The sequence below is a fragment of the Streptomyces sp. NPDC020801 genome (assembly GCF_044334385.1).
Lineage (GTDB): Bacteria > Actinomycetota > Actinomycetes > Streptomycetales > Streptomycetaceae > Streptomyces.
Genome location: NZ_JBIRST010000003.1, coordinates 350,934 through 376,194, shown reverse-complemented (window position 1 = coordinate 376,194; position 25,261 = coordinate 350,934). Strand labels below are relative to the sequence as shown.

Genomic DNA, 25,261 nt, shown 5'->3' with positions numbered 1-25,261 from the left:
GTGGCCGAGGACCGCGGTGCTCAGGTCCGCGCGGTCTTCAGCCAGGTCTGCTTGCCGGTGAGCATCCGCCAGAACCCCCACCAGCCGGCGGCGAACCAGATGTAGCCGTAGAGGACGAAGACGTGGGCGAGCAGGACCGAGCGCACCAGTCCCAGGTCGCGCTCACGTTTGGCGTAGACGAAGCCGTACGCGTAGGCCGCCGTGAACGACAGCAGGTACGGGCCGAGCAGCCACATGGGCGACACCAGCGGGTGTCCCACCTGCACGGAGGCCACCGCGGTGGCGCCCACGGCGAGGAGGAAGGACAGCGGCAGCAGCGAGGTGAGCAGGATCAGTACCGGGCTGGACAGGTGGTAGAGCAGGTCCAGGGCGGGCCGGATCGGCACGTCCCGCAGGATGAGCGGGACGAGACCGGCCGACTGCAAGTGGCCCTGGAACCAGCGGGATCGCTGGCGGATCAGGCGCCGCAGGCTGAGCACGGCCTGCTGGGAGACCGCGGCGGTGGTGCAGTGCTGGTTGGTCCAGCCCTTGGCGATCAGCCGGACCCCGAGGTCGAGGTCCTCGGTGAGGCTGTCGCTCCACGGCCCGTCCCCGTCCAGCGTGTTGAGGGCCGACAGCCGCATGAACTGCCCGTTGCCGCCCATCCCGACGCTGCCGATGAAACGGCGCGCGCTCTGGAACACGTCGCCGTAGACGACGAACTCCATGTCCTGCATCCGTGCGAGCAGCCCCTGGCGCCGGTTGTACATGCGCACACAGATCTGGACGGCGCCGGTGGCCGGGTCGTCGAAGTAGGGGTCCACGGACTGGACGACGTGCGGATCGAGCCGCCCGTCCGCGTCGACCACGCACAGCACGACGTCGGCGGGGTCGCGGCCCGCGAGCAGACCGGACTCCTTCAGATGCCGTACCCCGTCATTGAGCGCGGCGCCCTTGCCGCGGCGCGCGTCCGGCAGAGTGCGGCGGTGCAGCCGGACCCGTTCCGGATCGGCGGCCAGGGCTATTTCGCCGGTACGGTCGTCCGACGCGTCGTCGATGACGAGTGCCAGGAAATTCCCGGCGGGCAGTGCGGTGATGCGCGCCAGGCTTTCGGACAGCACTTTTTCTTCGTTCAGGCAGGCCAGAAGAAATACGTAGAAGCGCTCTCTGTGGTCGGAACGGGAACGTCGAATTCTGCGCCGCGAGAGCATGAATAGGCTCGTGTTGTAACAGCCGGCCAGCACGATCAGAGTGATGCTGGACCACAGGAGCAACTCCACGATCATAGCCGCTCCCGGTATGCATCCGAGCCGCGCACTGCTCCTGGTTGCTCCTGTTGCGCCTGTCTGCGCAGGCGTATCCGGGCCAGCAATATCAAACACGCGGCCAGACAGTAGAACAGAAATCCGACTCCGGCGGTGGCCTGCAGGGCCTTGGCCAACGCCAGGCCGGGTATCGCTTCCGGCGCGGCCATCGCCCCGGCGAGGGGCAGCAATGCCCCCAGAGCGGGTCGTCCGTACATGGTCCCCCCATAATTCGGTGCGCGTTCCCCAGCGCGCGAAGGTGAACCTAGCAGAGGTCGCGCTCCGCTCAGAAGACTATCTGAAAAAAGGACATGTCCGATCTTCCGATGAGGTCTCATGGGCCCCCGGGAATTCACTCTGCGGCCCATTGACACCCGTCCGGGCCGTCAGAAGAATCTATGGCTTCCTGTGGGAAATGCCTTCGTCAGTGATCAGTAATGATCGGTAAAGTGAAAGTGGGGGGAAGATTGTGAGACCAGTGATCCCGCCCTGGAAGCGGGCAACTTCCAGGATTTCCGTCGTCCTGCTGCTCGTCGCGGCCCTGCTGAGCGGCACCTTCCTGGCCGCGGGTGCCCAGGCCGCCGGCCGGGGCGGGCACCACGGCGGGTTTGTCGGCCCCCGGTCCGGGCTGAGCCGCATCGACCTCACCGGCTGGGCGAAGGCCCAGCTGCAGGCGGACCGCGCGCGCCGCGCCCGGCCGCACGGCAAGGCCGGCACCACCACGGTGACCACCCTCGCCACCGCGGCCGTCGTGCCGCGGCAGGCCGCGACGGCCGTCACCCGCCAGGCCCGCGCGCTCGCACCGGCCGAGGCCGCCGCGGCCGACGCCGCCGGCCCGGCCACCCTCGTCCTCTATGACACGGCCGGCCCCTACGGGCAGCTGGGCGAGCTGTACGCGATGGCCACGGCCAACCTCGCCGGCCACTTCGGCGCCGTGACGGCCAAGCCGGTCCAGCAGTACACGGCGGGCATGATCGACCAGTACTCGGCCGTGATCTACATCGGCTCCACCTACTACGGCGGCTCGATCCCGGACGCGGTCCCGGCCGCCTTCTACCAGGACGCGGCCGTGAGCACCAAGCCCGTGATCTGGATGGGCGCCAACGTCTGGAACATGGCGAACGCGGTCGGCACGGCCCAGTTCGCCCAGAAGTACGGCTGGGATCCGACGACGTCGTACTACGAGGACGGCGGTTCCGTCGGCAACGTCACGCAGGTGACGTACCGGGGCCAGAACCTCACCCGGACCATCCCGGCCGGGCAGGACGGCGGCGTACTGCGCCCCAACGTGCTGACGGGCGGCGGCTATCCGGCGGTCACCCGGCTCGCGGAGGGCCTGGACAGCTCCGACGGACACACCTTCGGCTGGGCGATCCGCTCGTCCAACCTCACCTACATCGGTGAGATCCCCTTCGCCTACGTCTCCGAGAGCGACCGCGTCATCGCGCTGGAGGACCTCCTCTTCGACGCCCTCGCCCCGGCGACCGCCGAACGGCACCGCGCGATCGTGCGCCTGGAGGACATCAGCCCCGACTCGGACCCCACCCAGCTGCGGGCCATGGCCGACTACCTCCACTCGCAGAACATCCCCTACGGCATCAACGTGATCCCCGTCTACACGGACCCCAACGGCACCTACAACAACGGCGCCGCGCAGACGGTCACCCTCGCCGACCGGCCGCAGGTGGTCAGCGCACTGAAGTACATGCTGGACAGGGGCGCGGTGCTGATGGACCACGGCTACACCCACCAGTACGGTACCGTCGCCAACCCCTACGACGGCGTGACCGGCGACGACTTCGAGTTCTACCGGGCGCACGTGGACTCGGCGAACAACGTCGTCTACGACGGGCCGGTCGCCGAGGACTCCACCACCTGGGCGCAGGGCCGGGTCACCAGCGCGCTGTCCGCGTTCACCGCGGCGGGCCTGCCCAAGCCGGCCCTGTGGACGACCCCGCACTACGCGGGCTCGGCGGCCGACTACCAGGTCTTCAGCTCCAACTTCTCCGCCCGGCTGGAGCGTTCGCTCTACTTCGCCGGGACCCTCAGCGGGACACAGGCCGACCCGAACCGCTTCATCGGCCAGTTCTTCCCGTACGTCGTCAAGGACGTGTACGGCACCAAGGTGCTGCCCGAGAACATCGGCAACTACGAACCGGAGGCCTACAACAACCATCCGCCGCGGCTCCCGGCCGACCTCATCGCCTCGGCCAGGGCCAACCTGGCCGTGCGGGACGGCTTCGCGAGCTTCTTCTACCACCCGTACTACCCGCTGCAGCCGCTGAAGGACACGATCGACGGCATCAAGGCGCTCGGGTACACCTTCGTCAGCCCGGCGGCCCTGTGAGGGCCCCGGCCCCGAGGTGGAGGACCGCCGCCGCCCTGGCGGCGGTCCTTCTCGCCGTGAGCGGCTGCACCCAGGCGGGGTCCGGGGGCGGGCGGCAGGGCGGGCACGGCGCGAAGGGCGGCAGCGGCCCGCCGCCCGCCCCCGCCGTGCGCACGTCCACGATGCGCGGCTTCGCGCTGCCCTCCTGGTACCGCACCGACTACGACAGCCCGGCCGCCGGCCGGTATCTGCGCGACATCAGGGCCACCGGCGCGCGCTGGGTCGCCCTGACCCCGACCTGGTACCAGAACCACGCCGCCGACTCCGCCCCGCACGCCACCCAGGAGACGGCGAGCGACGCGAGCCTGCGGCACATCGTGCGCCGCGCCCACGCGGCCGGCCTGAAGGTGATGATCAAGCCGCACATCGACCTGCCCGGCGACGAGGACCGCGCCGCCATCCGCCCCCGCGACCGGGCCGCCTGGTTCGCCGCGTACCGGTCGTTCATCACCCACTACGCGGACCTGGCCGCCGGCACCGGTGCCGAGCAGTTCTCGGTGGGCACCGAACTCGCCGGTGTCTCCGGCGACACCGCCGCCTGGACGGAGGTCGTCGCGGCCGTCCGCGACCACTACAGCGGACCGCTGACCTACGCCGCCAACTACGACGAGTACGAGCGCATCCACTTCTGGAAGGAGCTCGACCTCATCGGCATCGACGCCTACTGGCCGCTGTCCGCCCGGCCCACCGACGACCCAGCCCGGCTGCGGGCCGCCTGGCAGCCGATCCGCGAACACCTCGCCGCCTACGCGCGGCGCCAGGGCCGGCGGATCCTGTTCACCGAGGCGGGCTACGTCAGTCAGCGCGGCGCCACGACCGCCCCGTACTCCTGGACCGTCAGCCGGCGCAGCGGCGACGCCGAACAGGCCGCCGCCTACCGGGCGCTGCTGGACTCCTTCGAGGACCGCCCCTGGTGGGCCGGGGTCTGCTGGTGGATGTGGGACGACTGGCCGGACAGCGGCGAGACCCCGCCCACGCTGGCGTACAGCCCGCACGGGAAACCGGCGGAGCGGGTGCTGCGCGAGAAGTGGGCCCCCTGACAGGTGCGGGGAGGGCCGAGGCAGGCGTGGCGTAACCTCGGCCTTCCAGTCCTGGACCGAAGGGGGAGCCCGGCCGTGGCCGCGATCAGTCTCAGCAAGGTGGAGGAGACCGCACCCGCGCTGGTCGGCCCGTACAGGAGCGCGGGGATCTGCCTCACCAAGCACGGCCTGGACGGGCTGCGGGCCGCCGTCTACCTGGTGATCGATTACTCCGGCTCCATGAAGCCCTACTACCGGGACGGCAGCGTGCAGGCGCTCGCCGACCGGGTACTGGGGCTCTCGGCGCACCTGGACGACGACGGACGGGTGCCGGTGGTGTTCTTCTCCACCGACATCGACGCCGTCACCGACATCGCCCTCGCCGACCACCGGGGCCGCATCGAGCGGATCGCGTCCGGCCTCGGGCACATGGGGAAGACCAGCTACCACCTGGCGATGGACGCCGTCATCGACCACTACCTCGACAGCGGCGCCACGGACCCCGCCCTGGTCGTCTTCCAGACCGACGGCGGACCGATCAACAAGCTCGCCGCGGAACGCTATCTGTGCAAGGCCGCGAAGCTTCCGCTCTTCTGGCAGTTCGTCGGCTTCGGCGACCCCGGCAGCCGCCAGTTCGACTTCCTGCGCAGACTGGACGAGCTGGCGGTGCCGGGCAGGCGGATCGTGGACAACGCAGGCTTCTTCCACGCCGGGGCGGATCCCAGGGCGGTGTCCGACGCGGAGCTGTACGACCATCTGGTGGGCGAGTTCCCCAGGTGGCTGGTGGCCGCGCGGGCGCGAGGGATCGTACGGCCGGCCTGACGCGCCCCCGGCGGTGGGCGCTCAGTGCTGGGTGGGCGCTCGGCGGTGGGGAGCGCCGGCGTCCAGGACGAGGGCACGGCACTCGTGCGGCGCACCCCAGGCGGTGCGCAGCGCGCGGGCCTTGGTGAGCCACAACGACAGGCCGTACTCCGCCGTGTAGCCGATCGCGCCGTGCGACTGCAGTGCCGTACGGGCGGTGGCGTAGGCCGCCTCGCAGGCGCCGGTCTTCGCGGCGGCGACATCGGCCGGACTCATCGTGAGCGCGGCGCCGAACAGCAGCGGGCGCGCGAACTCCAGGGCGGTCCTGGCATCCGCCAGGCGGTGCTTGACGGCCTGGAAGGAGCCGACGGGTACACCGAACTGCGTGCGCTGCCCGACGTAGGCGACCGTCCGGTCCAGGAGCGCCAGTCCGACACCGAGCGCCTGGGCCGCGACGGCCAGGCGCGCCCAGGTGAGGGCGTGGGCGGCGGCCGCGGCGACCTGGGGGCCGGCGGCGAGGAGCTCGCCGCCGGGCGGGGTGGGATGAAGGCGGCGGGCGGGGTCGAGGGAGGGGACGGGGGGACGGTCGGGTCCGGGCGCGAGCCGCAGTTCCGCCGGACCGTCCGCCTGCCGGACCGTCAGCCGTACGTCCGCCGCGTCCGCGTCCAGTGCGTACCGCCCGGTCGTCAGGGTCGCCGTGGTCTTCCCCGAGGCCAGCGCGGGCAGCAGGCGGGACGCCGGCCCCGAATCGCCGAGCGCTGTGAGCAGCGTGGCGGCCGCGACGGTCTCCGCCAGCGGGCCGGGTACCGCGTGCCGTCCCAACTCGACGAAGGCGACGGCCAGTTCGACGGGCCGCGGGCCGAGCCCCTCGTAGGCCTCCGGAACCGCCAGCGCGAACACCCCCGCCTCCGCCATCCGGGTCCACAGGGCACGGCCGCTCGCGTACTCGCCGCGGCTCCAGTCGCGCACGGCCGCCGGGGTGTCTGCCGCGCTCAGCATCCCGTTCAGGGCGTCGGCGAACGCGCGCTGTTCGGCGTCGAGCAGGAAACGCATCAGCGGCGTCCCTTCGGCAGGCCGAGCAGCCGCTCGGCGATGATGTCGCGCTGGACCTCGTTGGTGCCCGCGTAGATCGGCCCCGCGAGGGCGAAGACATACCCCTCGGACCACGCCGTGTCCGCGAACTCGCCCTCCTCGCCCAGCAGATCGAGTGCGGTCTCGTGCAGCGCGAGGTCGTACTCGGACCAGAAGACCTTGTTCAGGCTGGCCTGGGCGCCGATGGTGCCGCCCTGGAGGAAGCGGGAGGCCTGGGCATAGGCGAAGAGCTGGTAGGCGCGGGCGCCGATCAGGGCGTCGGCCACCCGGTCGCGTACGTGCTCCGGGCGGCCGCGGGCCCGCCAGAGTGCGTGCAGGCGGTGCGCGGCGGCGAGATAGCGGCCGGGGGAGCGGAGGGTGAGGCCGCGTTCGCTGCCCGCCGTGGACATCGCGACCCGCCAGCCGTCGCCGGGCTCGCCGATGACGTCCTCGTCGGGCACGAACACCTCGTCCAGGAACAGCTCGGCGAACGCGGGTTTGCCGTCGAGGCGGCCGATCGGGCGGACGGTGACGCCCGGGGCCCGCAGGTCGAACATCAGGTAGACGAGCCCCTGATGGGGCTTCGGCGCCTCCGGGCCGCTGCGGAAGAGCCCGAAGGCGCGGTCGGCGAAGGCCGCGCGCGAGGACCAGGTCTTCTGGCCGCTCAGGCGCCAGCCGCCTGCGGTCCGCACGGCCCTGGACCTGAGGGAGGCCAGGTCGGAGCCGGCCTCGGGCTCGGACCAGGCCTGCGCCCAGATCACCTCGCCGGTGGCCATCGCGGGCAGCACGCGGGCCCGCTGCTCCCCGGTGCCGTGCTCGAAGAGGGTCGGGGCGAGCAGGCTGATGCCGTTCTGGCCGACCCGGCCCGGGGCGCCGGCCGCCCAGTACTCCTCCTCGAAGACCAGCCACCGCAGCAGCCCGGAGTCCCGGCCGCCGTACTCCCTGGGCCAGGACACCACCGACCAGCGGTCCGCGGCCAGTTCGGCCTCCCAGGCGCGGTGGGCGGCGAAGCCCTCCTCGGTCTCCAGGGAGGGCAGCGGAGCCGGCGGCACATGCTCCGCGAGCCACCCGCGGGCCTCGGCGCGGAAGGCCTCGTCGGCGGGGGAGTGGGTGAGGTCCACGGTCGTCGTGCTCCTTCCCTCGGACCTTCCCTAACAAGTGTTTGGTAGGTTAGCGTGGCGGTATGACAGACGTCGAGGGTCCGGCGTACGTCCCCGGACACGGGCTGCTCAGCGGTCGCACGGCCGTCGTCACCGCGGCGGCGGGCGCGGGCATCGGCGGGGCGACCGCGCGCCGGTTCCTGGAGGAGGGCGCGCGCGTGCTGATCAGCGACGCGCACGTACGGCGGCTGAAGGAGTACGAGGCCGAGCTGGCCGGGGAGTTCGGAGCGGACTCGGTGGCCGCCGTGCCGTGCGACGTCACGGACGGGGCCCAGGTGCGCACGCTCTTCGAGACGGCGGTGCGCGAACACGGGCGGCTGGACGTGGTCGTCAACAACGCCGGTCTGGGCGGCACGGCGGCCCTCGCCGACATGAGTGACGAGCAGTGGTCGCGGGTGCTGGACGTGACGCTGAACGGCACCTTCCGCTGCACCCGGGCGGCGCTGCGGCACTTCCGTGAGCTGAGGGAGCACGCCCGCGACCGGCCGGTGAGGGGCGGGGTGATCGTCAACAACGCCTCCGTGGTGGGCTGGCGCGCCCAGGCCGGACAGGCCCACTACGCCGCCGCGAAGGCGGGGGTGATGGCCCTGACCCGGTGCGCCGCACTGGAGGCGGCCCGGTTCGGGGTGCGGGTCAACGCGGTCTCGCCCAGCCTCGCCATGCACCCGCACCTGGCGAAGGTGACCGGAGCGGAACTGCTGGAGGAGCTGACCGCGCGCGAGGCCTTCGGGCGGTACGCCGAGCCGTGGGAGGTCGCCAACGTGATCGTGTTCCTGGCGTCCGGCTACTCCTCCTACATGACGGGAGAGGTCGTCTCCGTCAGCAGCCGCCACCCCTAGGACCACAATGGACGCGTGCCGACCAAGAAGAAGTCCCAGGTGACCGCCTCGAAGAAGCCCGCGGCCGCCACCACGCGAAAGCCCGCGGCCGCCACCGCCGCAGCGCGCCGCGGCGAGCTCCTCAGCACCGCCGCCGAGGTCTTCGCCGAGCAGGGCTACAACGCCACCACCGTCCGCAGGATCGCCGACCATGCGGGCCTGCTCGCGGGCAGTCTCTACTACCACTTCGACTCCAAGGAGTCGATGCTCGAGGAGATCCTGCGCACCTTCCTCGACGAGCTGTGGGACGGCTACGAAGCCGTGCTCAGCGCCGGACTCGGCCCGCGCGAAACCCTCGAGGCCCTGGTCACCGAGTCGTTCCGGGAGATCGACCGGCACCGCGCCGCCGTTGCGATCTACCAGAAGGAGAGCAAGCAGCTGCTCGCGCAGGAACGGTTCGCGTTCCTCGCCGAGTCGCAGCGCAGGTTCGAGAAGGCGTGGCTGTCCACGCTGGAACGTGGAGTCGCGGCTCAGGTGTTCAGGGCCGACCTCGACGTCCGGCTCACCTACCGGTTCGTGCGGGACACGGTGTGGGTCGCCGCGTCCTGGTACCGGCCCGGCGGACAGCACAGCCCGGAGGAGATCGCCCGGCAGTACCTGTCGATGGTGCTGGACGGGATCGCCGTACGCACCTAACCCACTGGGGAGTTGCCATGGCCGAGGCCTACATCGTCGAAGCGGTCCGCACGCCGGTCGGGCGGCGCGGGGGAGGACTCAGCGCCGTCCACCCGGCCGACCTGGGTGCCCATGTGCTCAGGGAGCTGGTCGAACGGGCCGGGATCGACCCGGCCGCCGTCGAGGACGTCGTCTTCGGCTGTCTGGACGCGGTGGGGCCGCAGGCCGGGGACATCGCCCGGACCTGCTGGCTGGCGGCCGGGCTGCCCGAGGAGGTGCCGGGCGTGACCGTCGACCGGCAGTGCGGGTCCTCCCAGCAGGCCGTCCACTTCGCGGCCCAGGGCGTGCTGTCGGGCACCGAGGGCCTGGTGGTCGCCGGTGGCGTGCAGAACATGTCGCAGATCCCCATCGCCTACGCCACCCGGCAGGCCGCCGAGCCCCTGGGCTTCACCCAGGGACCCTTCGCCGGCAGCGAGGGCTGGCGGGCCCGCTACGGCGACCGCCCGGTGAACCAGTTCGCCGGCGCCGAGATGATCGCCGCCAAGTGGGGCATCGGCCGCGAGGACCAGCAGGAGTTCGCCCTGCGCTCCCACCGGCGCGCGCTGCGCGCCATCGACGAGGGCCGCTTCGAGCGGGAGATCGTCCCCTTCGGCAGCTTCGCCGTCGACGAGGGCCCGCGCCGGGACACCTCGCTGGAGAAGATGGCCGCGCTCAAACCGGTCATCGACGGCGGCACCGTCACCGCCGCCTGCTCCTCCCAGGTCTCCGACGGCGCCGCCGCTCTCCTGCTCGCCTCGGAGCACGCGGTCCGCGAGCACGGACTGCGGCCGAGAGCGCGCGTGCACCACCTGTCGGTGCGTGGCGAGGACCCCATCCGCATGCTGACCGCTCCGATCCCGGCCACCGCACACGCACTGAAGAAGACCGGTCTGAGCATCGACGACATCGACCTCGTCGAGATCAACGAAGCCTTCGCCCCCGTCGTCCTGGCCTGGCTGAAGGAGACCGGGGCAGACCCGGAGAAGGTCAACGTCAACGGCGGCGCGATCGCCCTCGGCCACCCCCTCGGCGCGACCGGCGCCAAGCTCATGACCACCCTCCTGCACGAACTGGAGCGCACCGGCGGCCGCTTCGGCCTCCAGACGATGTGCGAGGGCGGTGGCCAGGCCAATGTGACGATCATCGAGAGGCTCTGAGCGACTCGAGCGACCGCAGCACCTCCTCCGCCTCCGTCATGATCCGTTCCACCAGCCGGGCACACGACGGCAGGTCGTCGATCACCCCGGCGACCTGCCCAGAGGCCATCACCCCCAGGTCGGTGCGGCCGTCCACCATCGCGGACCTCAGGAGCATCGGGGTGTTGGCGGCGAGCAGGACCTGGCTCCAGGACAGGTTCCCGCCGTGTCTCATCGCGCGGCCGTCCTCGATCATCCGGCGCCAGGTCAGCCCGGAGAGCCTGCGGAAGCCGGCCGCCCGGCGGACCGCGTGCAGCAGCGCCCCCGCCCGTGAGGAGTTCTCCAGCGCGTCCACGAGCTCCGTGCGCAGCATGCGGTGCGGCAGGCCGTCCACCGCCCTGGTGACGGTGACGTCCTTGACCGTCGCCGCCAGGTACCGGGCCTTGACCGCCTCCGGGACCGTGGAGTCGGCCGTCAGCAGGAACCGCGTGCCCATCGCCACGCCCGCCGCCCCGTAGGCCAGCGCCGCGGCCAGGCCACGCCCGTCGAAGAAGCCGCCCGCCGCCACGACCGGTATGCCGACCGCGTCGACCACCTGCGGCAGCAGCACCGTCGTCGCCACCTGACCGGTGTGCCCGCCGCCCTCCGAACCCTGCACGATCACGGCGTCCGCGCCCCAGGCGGCGACCTTCTCGGCATGGCGCCGCGCCCCCACGGACGGGATGACGACCACGCCCGCCGCCTTGAGCCGGGCGATCAGCCCGGCGGACGGCGCCAGCGCGAAGGACGCCACCCGCACGCCCTCCTCGAGCATGATCTGCACCCGGTCGGGGGCGTCACCCGCGTCGGCGCGCACGTTGACCCCGAACGGGGCCCCGGTACGGGATCTGACCTCGCGTATCGCCGAGCGCAGCTGGTCGGGCGTCATCGTCGCCGAGGCCAGGATGCCCAGCGCCCCGGCGTTCGCCGCCGCGGAGACCAGCCGCGGGCCCGCCACCCACCCCATCCCCGTCTGCACGATCGGGTGCCGGACCCCCACCAGCCGGGTCAGCGCGGTCTCCATCAGTGCCTCGCCTCCTCCGGCACCTCACGGCCTCGTACGTTCCCGGGGTCGATCACCTCCCGGATCAGCCGCAGCTCCGCATTCGTGGGTTCCCGGGTACGCGGCACCTCCTCCGGGACGGACAGCGGGAAACCGGTCGCCTCCCGCACCTGTGCCACCGTCACCCCCGGATGCAGTGAGACCAGGCGCATCGAGTGGTCCGGAGTGCCGAAGTCGAAGACGCCCAGATCGGACACGACACGGGGGATGCGGTGGTGGCGGGCCGTGGCCGGATGGCGGGCCGCGTTGTCGTAGCCCACCCCGCACACCATGTCGACCTTCTCCACGAAGACCCGCCGGGAGTGTCCGGGGACCCAGTAACTCGTCGGGTTGTTCAGCGTGTTGACCGGTGCACCCCGCACGCCGAGCAGCTGCCTGCGAGGTCTGGCCCAGTCACCGATGCAGGAGATGTTCTGGTTGCCGTACCGGTCGAGCTGGCTCGCGCCCATCATCACGTGCCGCCGCCCGCTCGTGACCAGGGTCAGATGCTGCCGGTAGGGCAGCCAGCCCTCGGGGGTGCCGTCCGGGCCGACGAGCGTCGCCTCGCCGTCGGTCAGGAGCAGGTCCGGCGAGAAGGTGAGCCGGGCGAGCCGGGCACCGATGGACGGAACCGGGCCCATGGGGCTGGCCAGGATCTCCCCCGCGTCCCTCCATGCCTCGGCGCAGCCGATCACGCAGTACTCGGCGCGAGTGGGCGGGGCGAGACACACGCGGGCGGGGGCCGGGCTCATCGCTGCTCCTCCTCGCGCCAGTCCTGGAGGGCCGCCCGGTACCTCTGCTCGTCCCCGGACAGGAACCGCCCCGCGAACTCGGGCCACGGCGTGGTCGCGTACCGCTTCTGGAAGGGCTCGTCCCGGCCGTAGTCCGGGGCGCAGGAGGTGAAGTGAGCGCCACCGGGGGCCTCGATCACCCCGGTCACCGTGTGCCGCTTGACCAGCAGGGTCTGTACGGCGGCCTCCTTGGTCAGCTCGGCGGCGTCCACGATGCGCTCGCAGGAGACGTACGCCTCGTCCGCCGCCTCGCAGAACAGGTCGTCGAAGTACGGATCGGGGCCCAGATACTGGCCGTTGCCCCGCCGGTCGGCGCGGTTGAGGTGCACCAGGGCCGCGTCCAGCCGGAGGGCCGGCATGGCCACGAACACCTCTTCGTCCTCGTAGGGCGAAGCAATGGTGCGCAGACCGGGGTTGACCCGCATCACGTCCGAGCCGATCCCGGACCTGACGGGGAGGAACGGCAGCCGGTTCGCCGCCGCGCGCAGACCCCACAGAAACATCGCCTCGTCGACCTCCATCAGTTCCAGCGCCCCGCTCTCCCGGGCCGCCCGGTAGTGCGGTTCGAGCGGGATGGAGTCCAGGGTGACGAAGGGCGTGACCAGCTTGCGGACGCGCCCGGCCGCCACCAGCATGCCCACGTCCGGGCCACCGCAGGAGACGACGGTCAGGTCCGTGACGCCGGAGTGCAGCAGCGCTCTGACCAGAGCCATCGGCTTGCGGCGCGAGCCCCAGCCGCCGATGCCCAGTGTCATCCCGCTGTGCAGCCGGGAGACGGCCTCGTCGGCCGTCATCGTCTTGTCGCCCAATGACCTCACCGTCCCTTCTTCCCGAAGGTGTGCCGGACCCGGCCGGCCACGCCGCTCAGGCCCGCCTCGAAGGTGAAGCCCTGCTCGAAGCGGTAGCTGCGGCGCACGTCCACCGGGTCGATGCCGTTGAGCGCCGCCTTGGCCAGACGGATCAGCTCCCCGTCCTTGGCGGCTATTTCACGGGCCAGCGCCAGCGCCGCCTCGCGCAGTTCCTCCCGCGGCACCACCCGCCACACCGAGCCGTGCGCGTGCAGCTCGGCCGCCGTCACCGTGCGCGCCGTGTAGTACAGGGCGCGCATCAGATGCTGGGGGACCAGCCGGGCCAGGTGCGTGGCCGCGCCCAGCGCGCCCCGGTCCAGCTCGGGCAGACCGAAGGTCGCGTCGTCGCTCGCCACTATCGCGTCCGCGTTGCCCACCAGCCCGATGCCGCCGCCCAGGCAGAAGCCGTGTACCGCCGCCACCACCGGCACCTCGCACTCGTAGACCGCGCCGAAGGCCGCCGCGCAGCCCCGGTTCGCGCCGATCAGGGCCAAGTCGCCGGACGCCTGTATCTCCTTGATGTCCACGCCCGAGTTGAACCCCCGGCCCTCGGCGGCCAGCACGACGCAGCGCACCCGCGGATCACGGCCCGCCGCGCGGACCGCGTCGGCCAGCGCGAACCAGCCGCTCACCGGCAGCGCGTTGACCGGCGGGAAGTCGACCGTGACCACGGAAATCCCGTTTTCCGCGGACGAGAGGGAGACACCCATGGGCGCATCAGCTACCTTCACTCACAAGCCATTCCACCAAACATTTGTTAGGTGCGATGTGCTTCGAAGCTAGCAGCCCGACGATCCGAACGGGAGGCCCTGTGGACAACTCCCCCGACCCGCCGCTGACCGGCAGAACCGTGGTCGTCACCGGTGGCACCCGAGGCGTCGGCGCCGGTATCGCACGGGCCTTCGCCGAGGCCGGGGCGGACGTCGTGACATGCGCCCGCAGACCGCCCGAACGGCCGCTGCCGGGCGTCGGGTTCGCCCCGCTCGACCTGCGTGACCCACCCGCCGTGCGCGCCTTCTTCGACGCGCTGCCCCGGCTCGACGTCCTGGTCAACAACGCGGGCGGAGCGCCGTACCGGCCCCTGGCCGACGCGGACGCCGAACGCCACGCACGGGTGATCGAGCTGAACCTCCTCACCCCGCTGACCGCCTCCCTGGCCGCCCACGCGCACCTGAAGAAGGCCCGGGGATCCGTCGTGATGATCGGCAGCGTCAGCGGCAGCCGGCCTTCGCCCGGCACGGCGGCCTACGGCGCCGCCAAGGCCGGGCTGGAGCACCTGGCCCGCTCCATGGCCGTCGAGTGGGCCCCGGACATCCGCGTCAACACCCTCGTCGTCGGCATGGTGCGCACCGAGCTGTCCCACCTCCACTACGGCGGCGCGGACCGGATCGCGGCGGTCGCCTCCACCGTCCCGCTCGCCCGCCTCGCCGAACCCGCCGACGTCGGCGCCGCCGCCGTCTTCCTCGCCTCCGACGCCGCCGCGTACATCAGCGGGGCGAGCCTGCTCGTGCACGGGGGCGGGGAGCGGCCGGCGTTCCTCGACGCCGCACGTGCCGACAAGACGCCGCACGGGCCGACAAGGAGAGACTGACATGAGCGGAATCTGCGACGGCCGAGTCGTCGTCGTCACCGGCGCCGGCCGCGGGCTCGGCCGGGCCCATGCCCTCGCCTTCGCCGCCGAGGGCGCCCGGCTGGTCGTCAACGACCTCGGCGTCGGCCTCGACGGCCGCCCCGGCGGCCCGCCCGCCCCGGACAGCCCCGCCGCACAGGTGGCCGACGAGATCCGCGCCGCCGGTGGCGAGGCGGTGCCGCACTTCGGCGACATCGCCACACCCCGGGGAGCCGCCGCACTCATCCGTACCGCCCTGAAGACGTACGGCCGGCTCGACACCCTCGTCAACAACGCCGGTTTCCTGCGCGACCGCATGCTGGTCAACCTCGACGAGGACGACTGGGACGCCGTGGTCCGCGTCCACCTCAAGGGCCACTTCCTGCCGCTCAGGCACGCGGCCGCGCACTGGCGGGCCGAGGCCAGGGCCGGGCGCGGACCGGCGGCCCGGATCGTCAACACCAGCAGTGGGGCCGGGCTGCTGGGCTCGGTCGGGCAGGGCAACTACAGCGCCGCCAAGGCCGGGATCCTCGGTCTGACGCTGGTCGCGGCGGCCGAGCTCGCCCGGTACGGCGTCCAGGTCAACGCGATCGCCCCGGCGGCCCGCACCCGGATGACGGAACGCGCCTTCGCCGGCACCATGGCGGCACCCGCCACCGGCTTCGACGCCATGGCCCCGCAGAACGTCTCCCCGCTGGTCGTCTGGCTCGGCTCCCCGGCGAGCGCCGGTGTCACCGGCCGCGTCTTCGAGGCGGAGGCCGGCCGCATCACCGTCATGGAGGGCTGGCGCCCCGGCCCCACCGCCGACAAGCAGGCGCGGTGGACCCCGGCCGAGGCGGGGCAGACGGCCCTGAAACTGCTGGCGGAGGCGGCGACGCCCGGGCAGGTCTACGGGACGTGAGACGGCCGGCCGGTCATGTGTCGCACTCCAGCACCGTCCGGCACAACGCGCACCGCGCCCGCATCCGGCCCCGCACCGGCACCCTGATCCGCTGCCGGCAGGTCGGGCAGGGGAACGACACCCGCAACGGCTCCTGCCCGGCCGTGGTGAAGGAGTAGGGCACGCCCGGATGCGCGAACGGCCCGTGGGCCTGGGCGTGCCGCCGGTCGCGGGCGTAGCGGCGGCGGCCCGCCCAGCCCGCCGCCGTCAGCGGCGGCTGCTGCCCGTCCTGGTGGGCCTGGGCCATCCCCCTGACGTACGCCTCGTAGGCCTGCGGACTGGTGAACCAGGTCGAGGGGTCCTCACCGAAGAGCAGCGCCCGCTTGGCCAGGACATAGCCGAACTCCTCCGGCGTGAGATAGCCGAGCTTCTGCGAGGCCGCGCCGTGCTCCCGGAAAGCGTCCAGCAGCAGCCAGCCCGCACCCAGATACGCCGCCGTGGTGTCCGTGAGGATCTCGTTGTCACGGGTGCCGGGGAAGGACAGATCCAGGCGGTGCAGATACACGTGCGTCACCTCGTGCGCGAGAGCCGCGCCGATGTCCCGGCGGTGGGTGCGGAAGCGGTCGTTCAGCTCGACGAAGTACTCCGGGCCCGCCGCCAGTTCGACGTTCGCCGCATGCTTCATCTCACGGAAGCCGACGATCAGCCGGGCGTCCGGCAGCCGGTAGTGGCGCACCAGTTCCCGGGCCACGCGCTGGGCGCCCAGATACAGGTCGTCGGTGTCGCAGAAGGCCACGTCGGCGGGGGCCACGCTGGTCGCGAACGTCTGGACGGTGTCGTACGACAGCCGCTTGTACAGCGCTGTGATCGAGGCCCGCACCGTCTCCAGATGTGGGTAGCCGTGCTCGACCGGTCCGTCGTTCGCCACGTCCGTACCCCCAAAGACGCCCTGAACTCCTTCCCACTGTATGCGCAGGCCCGCCGATTCCCTCCGACCGCAGCGGCGGCACCCCGTATCCCGCACACCGACCATGATCGAACCTGCGCCCACCCCGTAGGGTTGGCGCCCATGACCACCAGCAGCACCGGTAACGGTGACGTCGACCCCGCCGTCCGCGAGGAGCTCGCGCGGCTGCGCGACAGCATCGACAACATCGACGCGGCCGTCGTCCACATGCTCGCCGAGCGGTTCAAGGCGACCCAGCAGGTCGGCCACCTCAAGGCCGCCCACCAGCTGCCGCCCGCCGATCCGGCCCGCGAGGCCCGCCAGATCGCCCGCCTGCGCGCCCTGGCCGAGGACGCCAAACTGGACCCCGGGTTCGCCGAGAAGTTCCTGAACTTCATCATCGCCGAGGTGATCCGCCACCACGAGCGCATCGCCGAGGACTCCGCCAACGGCAGCCCCACGGCGGCGAACTGACCCCGGCCGATCCGCACCGGGGCGGGACAGCGGGAACCTGAAGGGGTACGCCGTGCCGTGCACCGCACGCGGCCGCACGGGCCGCCACGCGCCGGACACACCGTGGGTCAGCAGAGAAACACGTTCCGTCGGCACCGTCCCGGACCCCGCCACCGGCGGGGTGCGCCGGGGCGGGCGCAGGGCACGGCAGCGGACGCACCGGGCGCGGGCGCAGCCGTCGTCCCGTGCCGAAGGCGGGCGAAGCGGACCCCGGCACCACCGGTCCCGCGCAGACCGGTCCGGACTGCCGCGCAGACCGGTCCGGGCTCCCGCGCACACCGGTCCGGGCTCCCGCCCACACCGATCCGGGCTGCCGCACACACCGGACCGGACCCCGGGCCGAACGGCGTGAGGCGGCGGGTGGGAGTGGCGCTCGCGCACGCGGGAGCCGCACCGGCGTGCGCCGGAGCGGACCGTGCCGCGCAGGAGTACACCCGGGCTCTCCTGTAGGTGAAACCCTCTCGTGCCCTGTCGGTGCCATCAGGCAGCATGGCGTCCATGTCCGTACTCACGCGCGACGAAGCGCAGACCCGTGCCCAGCTTCTCGACGTCCACCGCTGCACCGTCGACCTCGACCTGACCGGTGGGGACGACACCTTCGACTCCCTGACCGTCATCCGGTTCACCGTACGCACAGGCCAGGACGTCACGGGCACCTTCGTCGAGCTCAAGCCCGCCCAGCTGCGCTCCGCCACCCTCGACGGACAGCCCCTCGACCCCGACAGCCTCGACGAGAACCGGCTGCCGCTGAAGAACCTCGCCCCCGGCGAGCACGAGCTGCGCATCGACGCCGCCATGCGCTACTCCCGCACCGGCGAGGGCATGCACCGCTTCACGGACCCCTCCGACGGCGAGACCTACGTCTACACACAGCTGTTCATGGAGGACGTCCAGCGCGTCTTCGCCGCCTTCGACCAGCCCGACCTCAAGGCCGTCTTCGAGCTCACGGTGAAGGCCCCCGAGGACTGGACGGTGCTCGCCAACGGCGTCACCGAGCACACCGGCGACGGCGTATGGAAGGCCGCCCCCACCCCGCGGATCTCCACCTACCTGGTCGCCGTCGCCGCCGGCCCCTGGCACTCCGTACGCACCGAGCACCGCGGCCTGCCCTTCGGCATCCACTGCCGCCGCTCGCTCGCCCCCCACCTGGACGTGGACGCCGACGAGATCCTCGACATCACGCGCGCGTGCTTCGACCGCTACCACGAGAAGTTCGACGAGCCCTACCCCTTCGACTCCTACGACCAGGCGTTCGTCCCCGAGTTCAACGCGGGCGCCATGGAGAACCCGGGACTGGTCACCTTCCGCGACGAGTTCGTCTACCGCTCCGCAGTCACCGACACCGAGCGGCAGACCCGAGCCATGGTCATCGCCCACGAGATGGCCCACATGTGGTTCGGAGACCTCGTCACCCTCAAGTGGTGGGACGACATCTGGCTCAACGAGTCCTTCGCCGAGTACATGGGCTACCAGACCCTCACCGAGGCCACCCGCTTCACCGACACCTGGACCGACTTCGGCATCGCCCGCAAGACCTGGGGCTACGACGCCGACCAACGCCCCTCCACCCACCCCGTCGCCCCCGACGCCGTCGACGACACCGCCTCCGCCCTGCTCAACTTCGACGGCATCTCCTACGCCAAGGGCGCCTCCGCCCTGCGGCAGCTGGTGGCCTGGCTCGGCGACAAGGACTTCCTCGCCGGTATCAACACCCACTTCAAACGGCACAGGTTCGCCAACGCCACCCTCGCCGACTTCATCGACTCCCTCGCCTCCGCCACCGACCGCGACGTCCACGCCTGGGCCGATGCCTGGCTGCGCACCACCGGCGTCGACACCCTCACCCCGCGCATCGCACCCGCCGCCGACGGCACCTGCACCCTCACCGTCGACCACCACGGCAGCCGCCCGCACCGCATCACCGCCGGCCTGTACGACCAGGACCTCACCGACGAGGGACGCCTCACCCTGCGCGCCCGCCTCGAACTCGACATCCCGCAGCCCGAGGCCCACCCCATCGGCAGGCGCCCCGCGCTGCTCCTGCTCAACGACGGCGACCTCACCTACGCCAAGGTCCGCTTCGACACCGAGTCCTTCCGGACGGTCCGCGCCGGCCTGTCCGGCCTGCCCGATCCCCTGACCCGCGCGGTGGTGTGGAACGCGCTGCGGGACGCCGTCCGCGACGGTGAACTGCCCGCCACCGCCTACCTGGAGACGGCCCGCACCCACCTGCCCCACGAGACCGACCTCGCCCTCGTCGAGGCCGTCCTCACCTTCGCCCACGCCCAGGTCGCCGACCGCTACCTCACCCCCGAGGCCCGCCCCGCCGCCCTGGCCACCCTCACCAACCTGTGCCGCGACCTCATCCGCCGCACCGAGGACGGCGACAACCCCGGCCTGCGGCTGATCGCCGTACGCCAGTTCATCGACGTCGCCGCCCACCCCGACACCATCGCCGCCTGGCTCGCCGACGGCATCGTGCCCGGCGGGCCCGAACTCGACCCCGAACTGCGCTGGCGCGTGCTGTCCCGGCTCGCCGTGCTCGGCGCCACCGACGAGGCCGCCATCGCCGCCGAACTCGACCGCGATCCCTCCGCCACCGGCCAGGAGGGCGCCGCCCGCTGCCGCGCCGCCCTGCCCGACCCCGAGGCCAAGCGCCACGCCTGGGAGTCGATGTTCGCCACCGACGAGAGCACCGACCTGTCGAACTACCTCTTCACGGCCACCGCCCAGGGCTTCTGGCAGCCCGAACAGGCCGATCTCGTAAGGGACTACGTGCCGCGCTACTACGAGGACGCGGTCGCCCTCGCCGCCCGCCGCGGCCCCGCCATCGCCGAGGCCGCCGGCCGCTGGGCCTTCCCCGCCCACACCATCGACGCCGACCACCTGCACCTGGGCCGGGCCTGCCTGCAGGACGGCGACCCGATCCCGGCCCTGCGCCGCAAGCTCATCGACCAACTCGACGACCTGGCACGGGCGTTGCGCGTACGGCAGGAGTAGCAGCCACATGGCGTGAAACCAGGCACGGCCGGCGCCTGGCGGCCATGTCGCGGGCCCCGACCGCCATACGGCGGGCGTCGGCGGCCTTACGGCGGGCGTCGGCGGCCATGCGGCGGGCGTCGGCGGCCGTGCGGCGTGCGCCGGCCGAGGACCGCACCGGCGACATCCGGGCCCGGGCCCACCGCCGGACGAGGCCCGGCGCTCACCCGGCGCCGGGCCCCCACCCGTCCGCGCCCCGCCGCAACTCCGCCCGCCGCACCGCCCCTTCCCGCGGACCCGCCCGCCGGTTGCCCACCTCGGCACCCACCGGCCCCGCCCACCGGCCCCAACACCTTTTCCCCGCACGGCAGTACCCACTTTCGGGTTCCGATCGCCGACCTTCCGGGCGCGTCGGGCCTCCTTGCGTCCAAGCTGGAAATCCCTGCCCCCGCGCCACGGAGGACAGCCCATGAGCACCCCACCCCCGGACGACCCCGGCCGCCCCACCACCGCCCGCCTCGCCTCCGGCCCCGAAGGCCCCCGCGCCCTGCGCCCCCTGCTCGACACCGTCCTCGACGCACTCGACACCGGCCGGCGCGCCCGCGGCGGACCCCTGCCCACCGGGGGACCGGAAGCGGTCGCCGCCCGCATGCGCGACGCCGTCGCAGACGTCCTGCCCGACCACGGCGACCCCGACGCCCTGCGTGCCCTCGTCCACGCCCTCGCCGAGGGCGCCGCCGACCCCGCCGACCCGCTGTGCACCGCCCACCTGCACTGCCCGCCACTGGCCGTCGCCACCGCCGCCGACCTTGCCGTCAGCACCCTCAACCCCTCCCTCGACTCCTGGGACCAGGCGCCCGCCGCCGCCGAACTCGAAGCCCTCGTCACCCGCGAACTCGCCCACGCCACCGGCCTCGCCGACGCCGTGGTCACCACCGGCGGCACCGAATCCAACCAACTCGCCCTGCTGCTCGCCCGCGAGACCCACGGCGGCGTCCGCCTGGTCTGCGGCGCCAACGCCCACCACTCCCTGCCCCGCGCCGCCTGGCTGCTCGGCCTGCCCGAACCCGTGATCGTCCCCGCCCCCTCCGGCACGATCGACCTCGCCGCCCTCCACGGCGCCCTCACCGACATCTCCGGCCCCCGCGGCTCCCTCCTCGTCGCCGCCACCGCCGGCACCACCGACGCCGGACTCATCGACCCCCTCCCCGAGATCGCCGGACTGTGCGCCGCCCACGGCGCCCGCCTCCACGTCGACGCCGCCCACGGCGGCGGCCTCCTCTTCAGCGACCGCCACCGCGACAAACTCACCGGACTCGAAGCCGCCCACACCGTCACCCTCGACCTGCACAAACTCGGCTGGCAGCCGGTCGCCGCCGGACTCCTCGCCGTCCGCCACCCCCGCGACCTCTCCGTCCTGCACCAGCGCGTCGACTACCTCAACGCCGACGACGACACCGAAGCAGGCCTGCCCGACCTCCTCGGCCGCTCCCTGCGCACCAGCCGCCGCCCCGACATCCTCAAGATCGCCGTCACCCTGAAGACCCTCGGCCGCACCGGCCTCGGCGCCCTCGTCGACCAGGTCTGCGCCCGCGCCCGCGAATTCGCCGACCTCATCCGCGACCATCCCGGCTTCGAGCTCCACGACCGGCCCACCATCAGCACCGTCCTCTTCCGGCCCACCGACACCACCGACGACGCCGTCGCCGCCGTACGCCGCAAACTCCTCACCGAAGGCCGCGCCGTCCTCGGCCGTGCCCGCCTCCACGACCGGCTCTGGCTCAAAGCCACCCTCCTCAACCCCGACATCCGGCCCGACGACCTGGCCGCCCTCCTGAAACTGGTGGAAGGAAGCACCCCCCGATGAGCCCGACCCCCCACCCCCCACTCCAGGCCCCCGAAACACCCCGCGACCTGGTCGGCATCGGCATCGGGCCGTTCAACCTCTCCCTCGCCGCCCTCGCCCACCCGCTCACCGGGCTCGACGCCGTCTTCTACGAACAGCGCCCCGGCTTCACCTGGCATCCCGGCCTGCTCATCGACGGCGCCCGCATCCAGGTCCCCTTCCTCGCCGACCTGGTCACCCTCGCCGACCCCGCAAACCCCTGGTCCTTCCTCAACTACCTCAAGACACGCGAGCGGCTCTTCCCCTTCTACTTCGCCGAGCGCTTCCACATCCAGCGCGCCGAATACGACGCCTACTGCCGCTGGGTGTCCGACAACCTCCCCGCACTGCACTTCGGCCACCAGGTCGACGCCGTCCGCTGGAACCCCGAACGCGACGTCTTCGAAGTCGACTTCACCCAGCTCGACACCCAAGGCGAAGCCCAAGCCCTCGGCCGCACCCACACCAGGAACATCGTCCTCGGCATCGGCACCCAGCCCCACGTCCCCGAGCCCCTCAGACCCCTCGCCCACACCCCCGGCGTCCCCGTCTGGCACGCAGCCGACTACCTCGACCACCGCGACGCCCTCCTCGCCGCCGGCCACGTCACCGTCGTCGGCTCCGGGCAGTCGGGCGCCGAGATCTTCCTCGACCTGCTCCGCCACCGCCCCCCGGGCAAGGAACGACTCCACTGGATCGGCCGTACCGAGGCCTTCGCCCCCATGGAGTACTCCAAGCTCGGCCTGGAACACTTCACCCCCGACTACACGCGTTACTTCCACGCCCTGCCCGAACCCGTCCGCGACCGGCTCATCCCCGTCCAGTGGCAACTCCACAAGGGCATCGACACCGGCACCCTCGCCGCCATTTACGACGAGCTCTACCGCCGCACCCTGCACGGCGGCTGGCCCGACGCCGTCCTCACCCCGGGCGTCCGCGTCCGCACCGCCGGCCGCGTCGCCACCACCCAGGTCGAACTCCACCTCGAACACCAGCAGCAGAACACCCGCACCCGCCTCACCACCGACGCCGTCGTCCTCGCCACCGGCTACCGCGAACGCCCCCTGTCCCCCCTGCTCACCGCCCTCGAGCCCTATCTGCGTCGCGACAGCGCCGGCCGCCCCCGCATCGACGACCAGTTCCGCCTCGCCCTCGACCCCGCCATCACCACCACCGGCTGCCACGTCCACATCCAGAACGCCGGACTCCACACCCACGGCGTCGGCAGCCCCGACCTCGGCCTCGCCGCCTGGCGCAGCGCCACCATCCTCAACTCGGTGACCGCAACCGAGACCTACCCACTGCCCACCCGCACCGCCTTCACCATCTTCGGCCTCGAACGACAAAAGCCCCGGATCCCGCCCACCCGCCGGCTCAAAGCACTGACACCGCTGGCGGACGGGAGCTGAGGCCGCCCTGCTCGCCCTGCCGATCCGCTAGAACACCGGCGCGCCGTTCCGCGTCAGCCTCCAGTCCACCGACGCGAAGTCCTTCGGGTCCAGCACACCCTTCGCGGTCACCCACTCCGCGATCCGGGTACGGATCTCCGTCGACTCCGACCACAACTCCTGCGCCGAGGCGACATACGGGAAGGCACCGCCGCCGTTGGCCCGGTAGTTGTTCGCCGCCAGCACGAACCGCTGCGCGTCATCCAGCGCCGCACCGTTGAAGGTGAGGTTCCTGATCCGCGAACCGGCCGGCTGGGCGATGTCGATGTCGTACGCCAGGCCGGACACATAGTCGTAGTTGTAGTCCGGACGGTTGTTCGCGTTCGTCAGCTTCTCCACGTCCACGGCAGCGTCCGCCGCCGTCTGCACGAAGTACTCCGCCGAGTACTCCAGGTAGGCCCGCACCTGCGCACCCGTCATCAGCTTGGCGACCAGCGTGTTGTCGTACACGTACAGGCTCGACAGGTCCCGGATCGTCACATCGCCCGCCGGGATCTCCGAGGTCCGCGAGAAGGGGGACGCCTGCGCGATGACCGGCAGCGCGGCGTACTGCGAGCCCGCCAGCGCGGCCTTCACCACGTCCTCCTGCACCCTGGTGATCAGGTCGATGATCGGGGCGTCCTTGTAACGCGCCTCCACCGTCGTCAGGGTCTCGGTCGCCCGGCCGACAACCTGGTTGACGTAGGCGACGACCTTCTCGTGCTCGTTTGTCAGCAGCCTGGTGATCTCCGGGTCGTCCGCGACGGAGCCGGAGTTGCGCAGCGAGGCGGAAACCGACTCGACCTCCCACCGGCCCTTGGCGAACACCAGCTCGAAGTCGATCAGGGTCAGCCGCTCGGCGTAGCACAACGGCTCCGACAGCACGACCGTCCGGCCCGTCTGCTCATTGGTGACCCGCAGCTCCGGAATCTCCAGATGCGCGTGCCCCACCAGGATCGCGTCGATGCCCGGCACCTGCCTCGCGACGTTCGCCGCCGCGTCCTCCACCCAGGGCAGCTGATCGCCGTACGACGACTTGCCCGACGTACCCGAGTGCGCCGACACCACCACCACGTCCGCACCCATCGAACGCAGCTTCGGCACCCACTTCGCCGCCTGCTCCTCCAGACCCGGGAAGGTCAACTTCCCCTGCACATAGGCCTTGTCCCAGATCGCGACGCCCGGGTTGGTCAGCCCCAGCACCGCCACCTTCACCGGCGGAGCGCCGTGCACGTGGAACTTCTTGATGAAGTACGGCGGGAAGGCCGGCCTCTGCGTCTTCGCGTCCAGCGCGTTCGCGCCGAGCAGCGGGAAGCGGCACTGCTCCTCGAACCGGCGCAGGGTCTCGATGCCGTAGTTGAACTCGTGGTTTCCGAGCGCCGCCGCGTCGTACCCGATCGCGTTCATCGCCTGCGCCATCGGATGCACCGGGCCGCCCTTGGCGGTGATCGGGTCCACCTTCGCGTAGTAGTACGCCAAAGGGGTGCCCTGGATCGTGTCACCCGCGTCGAGGAGGAGGGTGTTGCACCGGCCCTTCTCCTGTCTGACCTGGTTCACCAGAGTCGAGATCCGCGACAGGCCCTGCGCGTTGCCCGCCTTGTCGGAGTACTCCGCGTCCTTGAAGTAGTCCCAGTTGAAGACGTGCCCGTGCAGGTCCGTCGTGCCCATCACGGTGAGCGAGTACCGCCTGGCCGGCCCGCCGGGCCGCGTGGGCGTCCCCGCCTCGGCGGCCCGCGCCGCCGGAGCCGCCGCCGCGCCGGCCAGCGCGACACCCGCCCCCGTCACGGCGGACTCCTTCAGGAACTTCCGGCGGTTCAACGGCATGTCTGCTTCTCCTCGGGAAAGAGTCAACAACGCGCGTAGATTCTGACCCGCTCATGACCAACCGCAACAGACCTCGCAGGTTGCGATTCC

General features: G+C 72.1%; 21 protein-coding genes. 12 read left to right on the top strand and 9 right to left on the bottom strand.

Features of this window, described 5'->3' with window-relative positions:
- Positions 1-20: 20 nt before the first annotated feature.
- Positions 21-1,190 carry a glycosyltransferase family 2 protein gene (locus ACH4UM_RS09105; RefSeq protein WP_398175921.1) on the bottom strand — a complete coding sequence of 390 codons (1,170 nt, stop codon included), beginning with the start codon at positions 1,188-1,190 and terminating at the stop codon, positions 21-23.
- 571 nt (positions 1,191-1,761) lie between these two features.
- Here ACH4UM_RS09105 and ACH4UM_RS09100 point away from each other — a divergent pair.
- The 3 genes from ACH4UM_RS09100 to ACH4UM_RS09090 all read left to right on the top strand — a co-directional run bounded on the left by ACH4UM_RS09100 (position 1,762) and on the right by ACH4UM_RS09090 (position 5,510).
- Complete coding sequence (locus tag ACH4UM_RS09100; RefSeq protein ID WP_398175645.1) at positions 1,762-3,630, top strand: DUF2334 domain-containing protein; 1,869 nt, start codon at positions 1,762-1,764, stop codon at positions 3,628-3,630.
- Between the two features lie 56 nt (positions 3,631-3,686).
- Complete coding sequence (locus tag ACH4UM_RS09095) at positions 3,687-4,709, top strand: glycoside hydrolase family 113 (RefSeq protein ID WP_398175643.1); 1,023 nt, start codon at positions 3,687-3,689, stop codon at positions 4,707-4,709.
- Positions 4,710-4,784: 75 nt separating this feature from the next.
- Positions 4,785-5,510 (top strand): vWA domain-containing protein, encoded by a 726-nt coding sequence (locus tag ACH4UM_RS09090; RefSeq protein ID WP_398175641.1) that lies wholly within the window; start codon positions 4,785-4,787, stop codon positions 5,508-5,510.
- 21 nt (positions 5,511-5,531) lie between these two features.
- Here ACH4UM_RS09090 and ACH4UM_RS09085 read toward each other — a convergent pair whose 3' ends face one another.
- Complete coding sequence (locus ACH4UM_RS09085; protein WP_398175639.1) at positions 5,532-6,542, bottom strand: acyl-CoA dehydrogenase family protein; 1,011 nt, start codon at positions 6,540-6,542, stop codon at positions 5,532-5,534.
- On the bottom strand, positions 6,542-7,681 hold the full coding sequence (locus ACH4UM_RS09080) for an acyl-CoA dehydrogenase family protein (RefSeq protein ID WP_398175637.1): 1,140 nt from the start codon (positions 7,679-7,681) through the stop codon (positions 6,542-6,544). The genes ACH4UM_RS09085 and ACH4UM_RS09080 overlap by 1 nt, the downstream gene beginning before the upstream one ends.
- A gap of 62 nt (positions 7,682-7,743) precedes the next feature.
- Between ACH4UM_RS09080 and ACH4UM_RS09075 the strand changes: the two genes are divergently transcribed.
- From ACH4UM_RS09075 to ACH4UM_RS09065, 3 genes are read left to right on the top strand one after another with little or no spacing between them, the layout of a single operon-like run.
- Complete coding sequence (locus tag ACH4UM_RS09075; RefSeq protein WP_398175635.1) at positions 7,744-8,559, top strand: SDR family oxidoreductase; 816 nt, start codon at positions 7,744-7,746, stop codon at positions 8,557-8,559.
- A 39-nt stretch (positions 8,560-8,598) separates the two neighbouring features.
- The gene (locus tag ACH4UM_RS09070; RefSeq protein ID WP_398175919.1) at positions 8,599-9,234 is read left to right on the top strand and encodes a TetR/AcrR family transcriptional regulator; all 636 of its coding nucleotides are present in this window, start codon (positions 8,599-8,601) and stop codon (positions 9,232-9,234) included.
- A 17-nt stretch (positions 9,235-9,251) separates the two neighbouring features.
- Positions 9,252-10,409: an acetyl-CoA C-acetyltransferase gene (locus ACH4UM_RS09065; protein WP_398175633.1), complete on the top strand. Its 1,158-nt coding sequence runs from the start codon at positions 9,252-9,254 to the stop codon at positions 10,407-10,409.
- Here ACH4UM_RS09065 and ACH4UM_RS09060 read toward each other — a convergent pair.
- From ACH4UM_RS09060 to ACH4UM_RS09045, 4 genes are read right to left on the bottom strand one after another with little or no spacing between them, the layout of a single operon-like run.
- Positions 10,393-11,451, bottom strand: coding sequence for an NAD(P)H-dependent flavin oxidoreductase (locus tag ACH4UM_RS09060; protein ID WP_398175631.1), 1,059 nt, complete (start codon positions 11,449-11,451; stop codon positions 10,393-10,395). The two genes, ACH4UM_RS09065 and ACH4UM_RS09060, sit on opposite strands and share 17 nt — an antisense overlap.
- Entirely contained in the window at positions 11,451-12,221 is a 771-nt protein-coding gene (locus tag ACH4UM_RS09055; protein WP_398175629.1) for a CoA-transferase subunit beta, read from the bottom strand. Before ACH4UM_RS09055 ends, ACH4UM_RS09060 begins: the two co-directional genes overlap by 1 nt.
- A complete protein-coding gene (locus ACH4UM_RS09050; protein WP_398175917.1) occupies positions 12,218-13,069 on the bottom strand; it encodes a CoA transferase subunit A in 852 nt (283 codons plus the stop codon). Before ACH4UM_RS09050 ends, ACH4UM_RS09055 begins: the two co-directional genes overlap by 4 nt.
- Before the next feature lie 5 nt (positions 13,070-13,074).
- Positions 13,075-13,818, bottom strand: coding sequence for an enoyl-CoA hydratase family protein (locus ACH4UM_RS09045; protein WP_398175627.1), 744 nt, complete (start codon positions 13,816-13,818; stop codon positions 13,075-13,077).
- A 101-nt stretch (positions 13,819-13,919) separates the two neighbouring features.
- Between ACH4UM_RS09045 and ACH4UM_RS09040 the strand changes: the two genes are divergently transcribed.
- Both ACH4UM_RS09040 and ACH4UM_RS09035 read left to right on the top strand, forming a co-directional pair.
- A complete protein-coding gene (locus tag ACH4UM_RS09040) occupies positions 13,920-14,699 on the top strand; it encodes an SDR family oxidoreductase (protein ID WP_398175625.1) in 780 nt (259 codons plus the stop codon).
- Position 14,700: 1 nt separating this feature from the next.
- Positions 14,701-15,618 carry an SDR family oxidoreductase gene (locus ACH4UM_RS09035; RefSeq protein WP_398175623.1) on the top strand — a complete coding sequence of 306 codons (918 nt, stop codon included), beginning with the start codon at positions 14,701-14,703 and terminating at the stop codon, positions 15,616-15,618.
- A gap of 13 nt (positions 15,619-15,631) precedes the next feature.
- On the opposite strand, the gene ACH4UM_RS09030 is transcribed toward ACH4UM_RS09035, so the two are convergent.
- The gene (locus tag ACH4UM_RS09030; protein WP_398175621.1) at positions 15,632-16,525 is read right to left on the bottom strand and encodes a hypothetical protein; all 894 of its coding nucleotides are present in this window, start codon (positions 16,523-16,525) and stop codon (positions 15,632-15,634) included.
- A gap of 141 nt (positions 16,526-16,666) precedes the next feature.
- On the opposite strand from ACH4UM_RS09030, the gene ACH4UM_RS09025 reads away from it, so the two are divergent.
- The 4 genes from ACH4UM_RS09025 to ACH4UM_RS09010 all read left to right on the top strand — a co-directional run bounded on the left by ACH4UM_RS09025 (position 16,667) and on the right by ACH4UM_RS09010 (position 23,329).
- On the top strand, positions 16,667-17,017 hold the full coding sequence (locus ACH4UM_RS09025) for a chorismate mutase (protein ID WP_398175619.1): 351 nt from the start codon (positions 16,667-16,669) through the stop codon (positions 17,015-17,017).
- 537 nt (positions 17,018-17,554) lie between these two features.
- Entirely contained in the window at positions 17,555-20,056 is a 2,502-nt protein-coding gene (gene pepN, locus ACH4UM_RS09020; RefSeq protein WP_398175617.1) for an aminopeptidase N, read from the top strand.
- A 448-nt stretch (positions 20,057-20,504) separates the two neighbouring features.
- A complete protein-coding gene (locus ACH4UM_RS09015) occupies positions 20,505-21,902 on the top strand; it encodes a pyridoxal phosphate-dependent decarboxylase family protein (protein ID WP_398175615.1) in 1,398 nt (465 codons plus the stop codon).
- Positions 21,899-23,329, top strand: a complete 1,431-nt coding sequence (locus ACH4UM_RS09010; protein WP_398175613.1) for a lysine N(6)-hydroxylase/L-ornithine N(5)-oxygenase family protein — start codon at positions 21,899-21,901, stop codon at positions 23,327-23,329. Before ACH4UM_RS09015 ends, ACH4UM_RS09010 begins: the two co-directional genes overlap by 4 nt.
- Before the next feature lie 27 nt (positions 23,330-23,356).
- Here ACH4UM_RS09010 and ACH4UM_RS09005 read toward each other — a convergent pair whose 3' ends face one another.
- Complete coding sequence (locus ACH4UM_RS09005; protein ID WP_398175611.1) at positions 23,357-25,171, bottom strand: bifunctional metallophosphatase/5'-nucleotidase; 1,815 nt, start codon at positions 25,169-25,171, stop codon at positions 23,357-23,359.
- Positions 25,172-25,261: the final 90 nt, after the last annotated feature.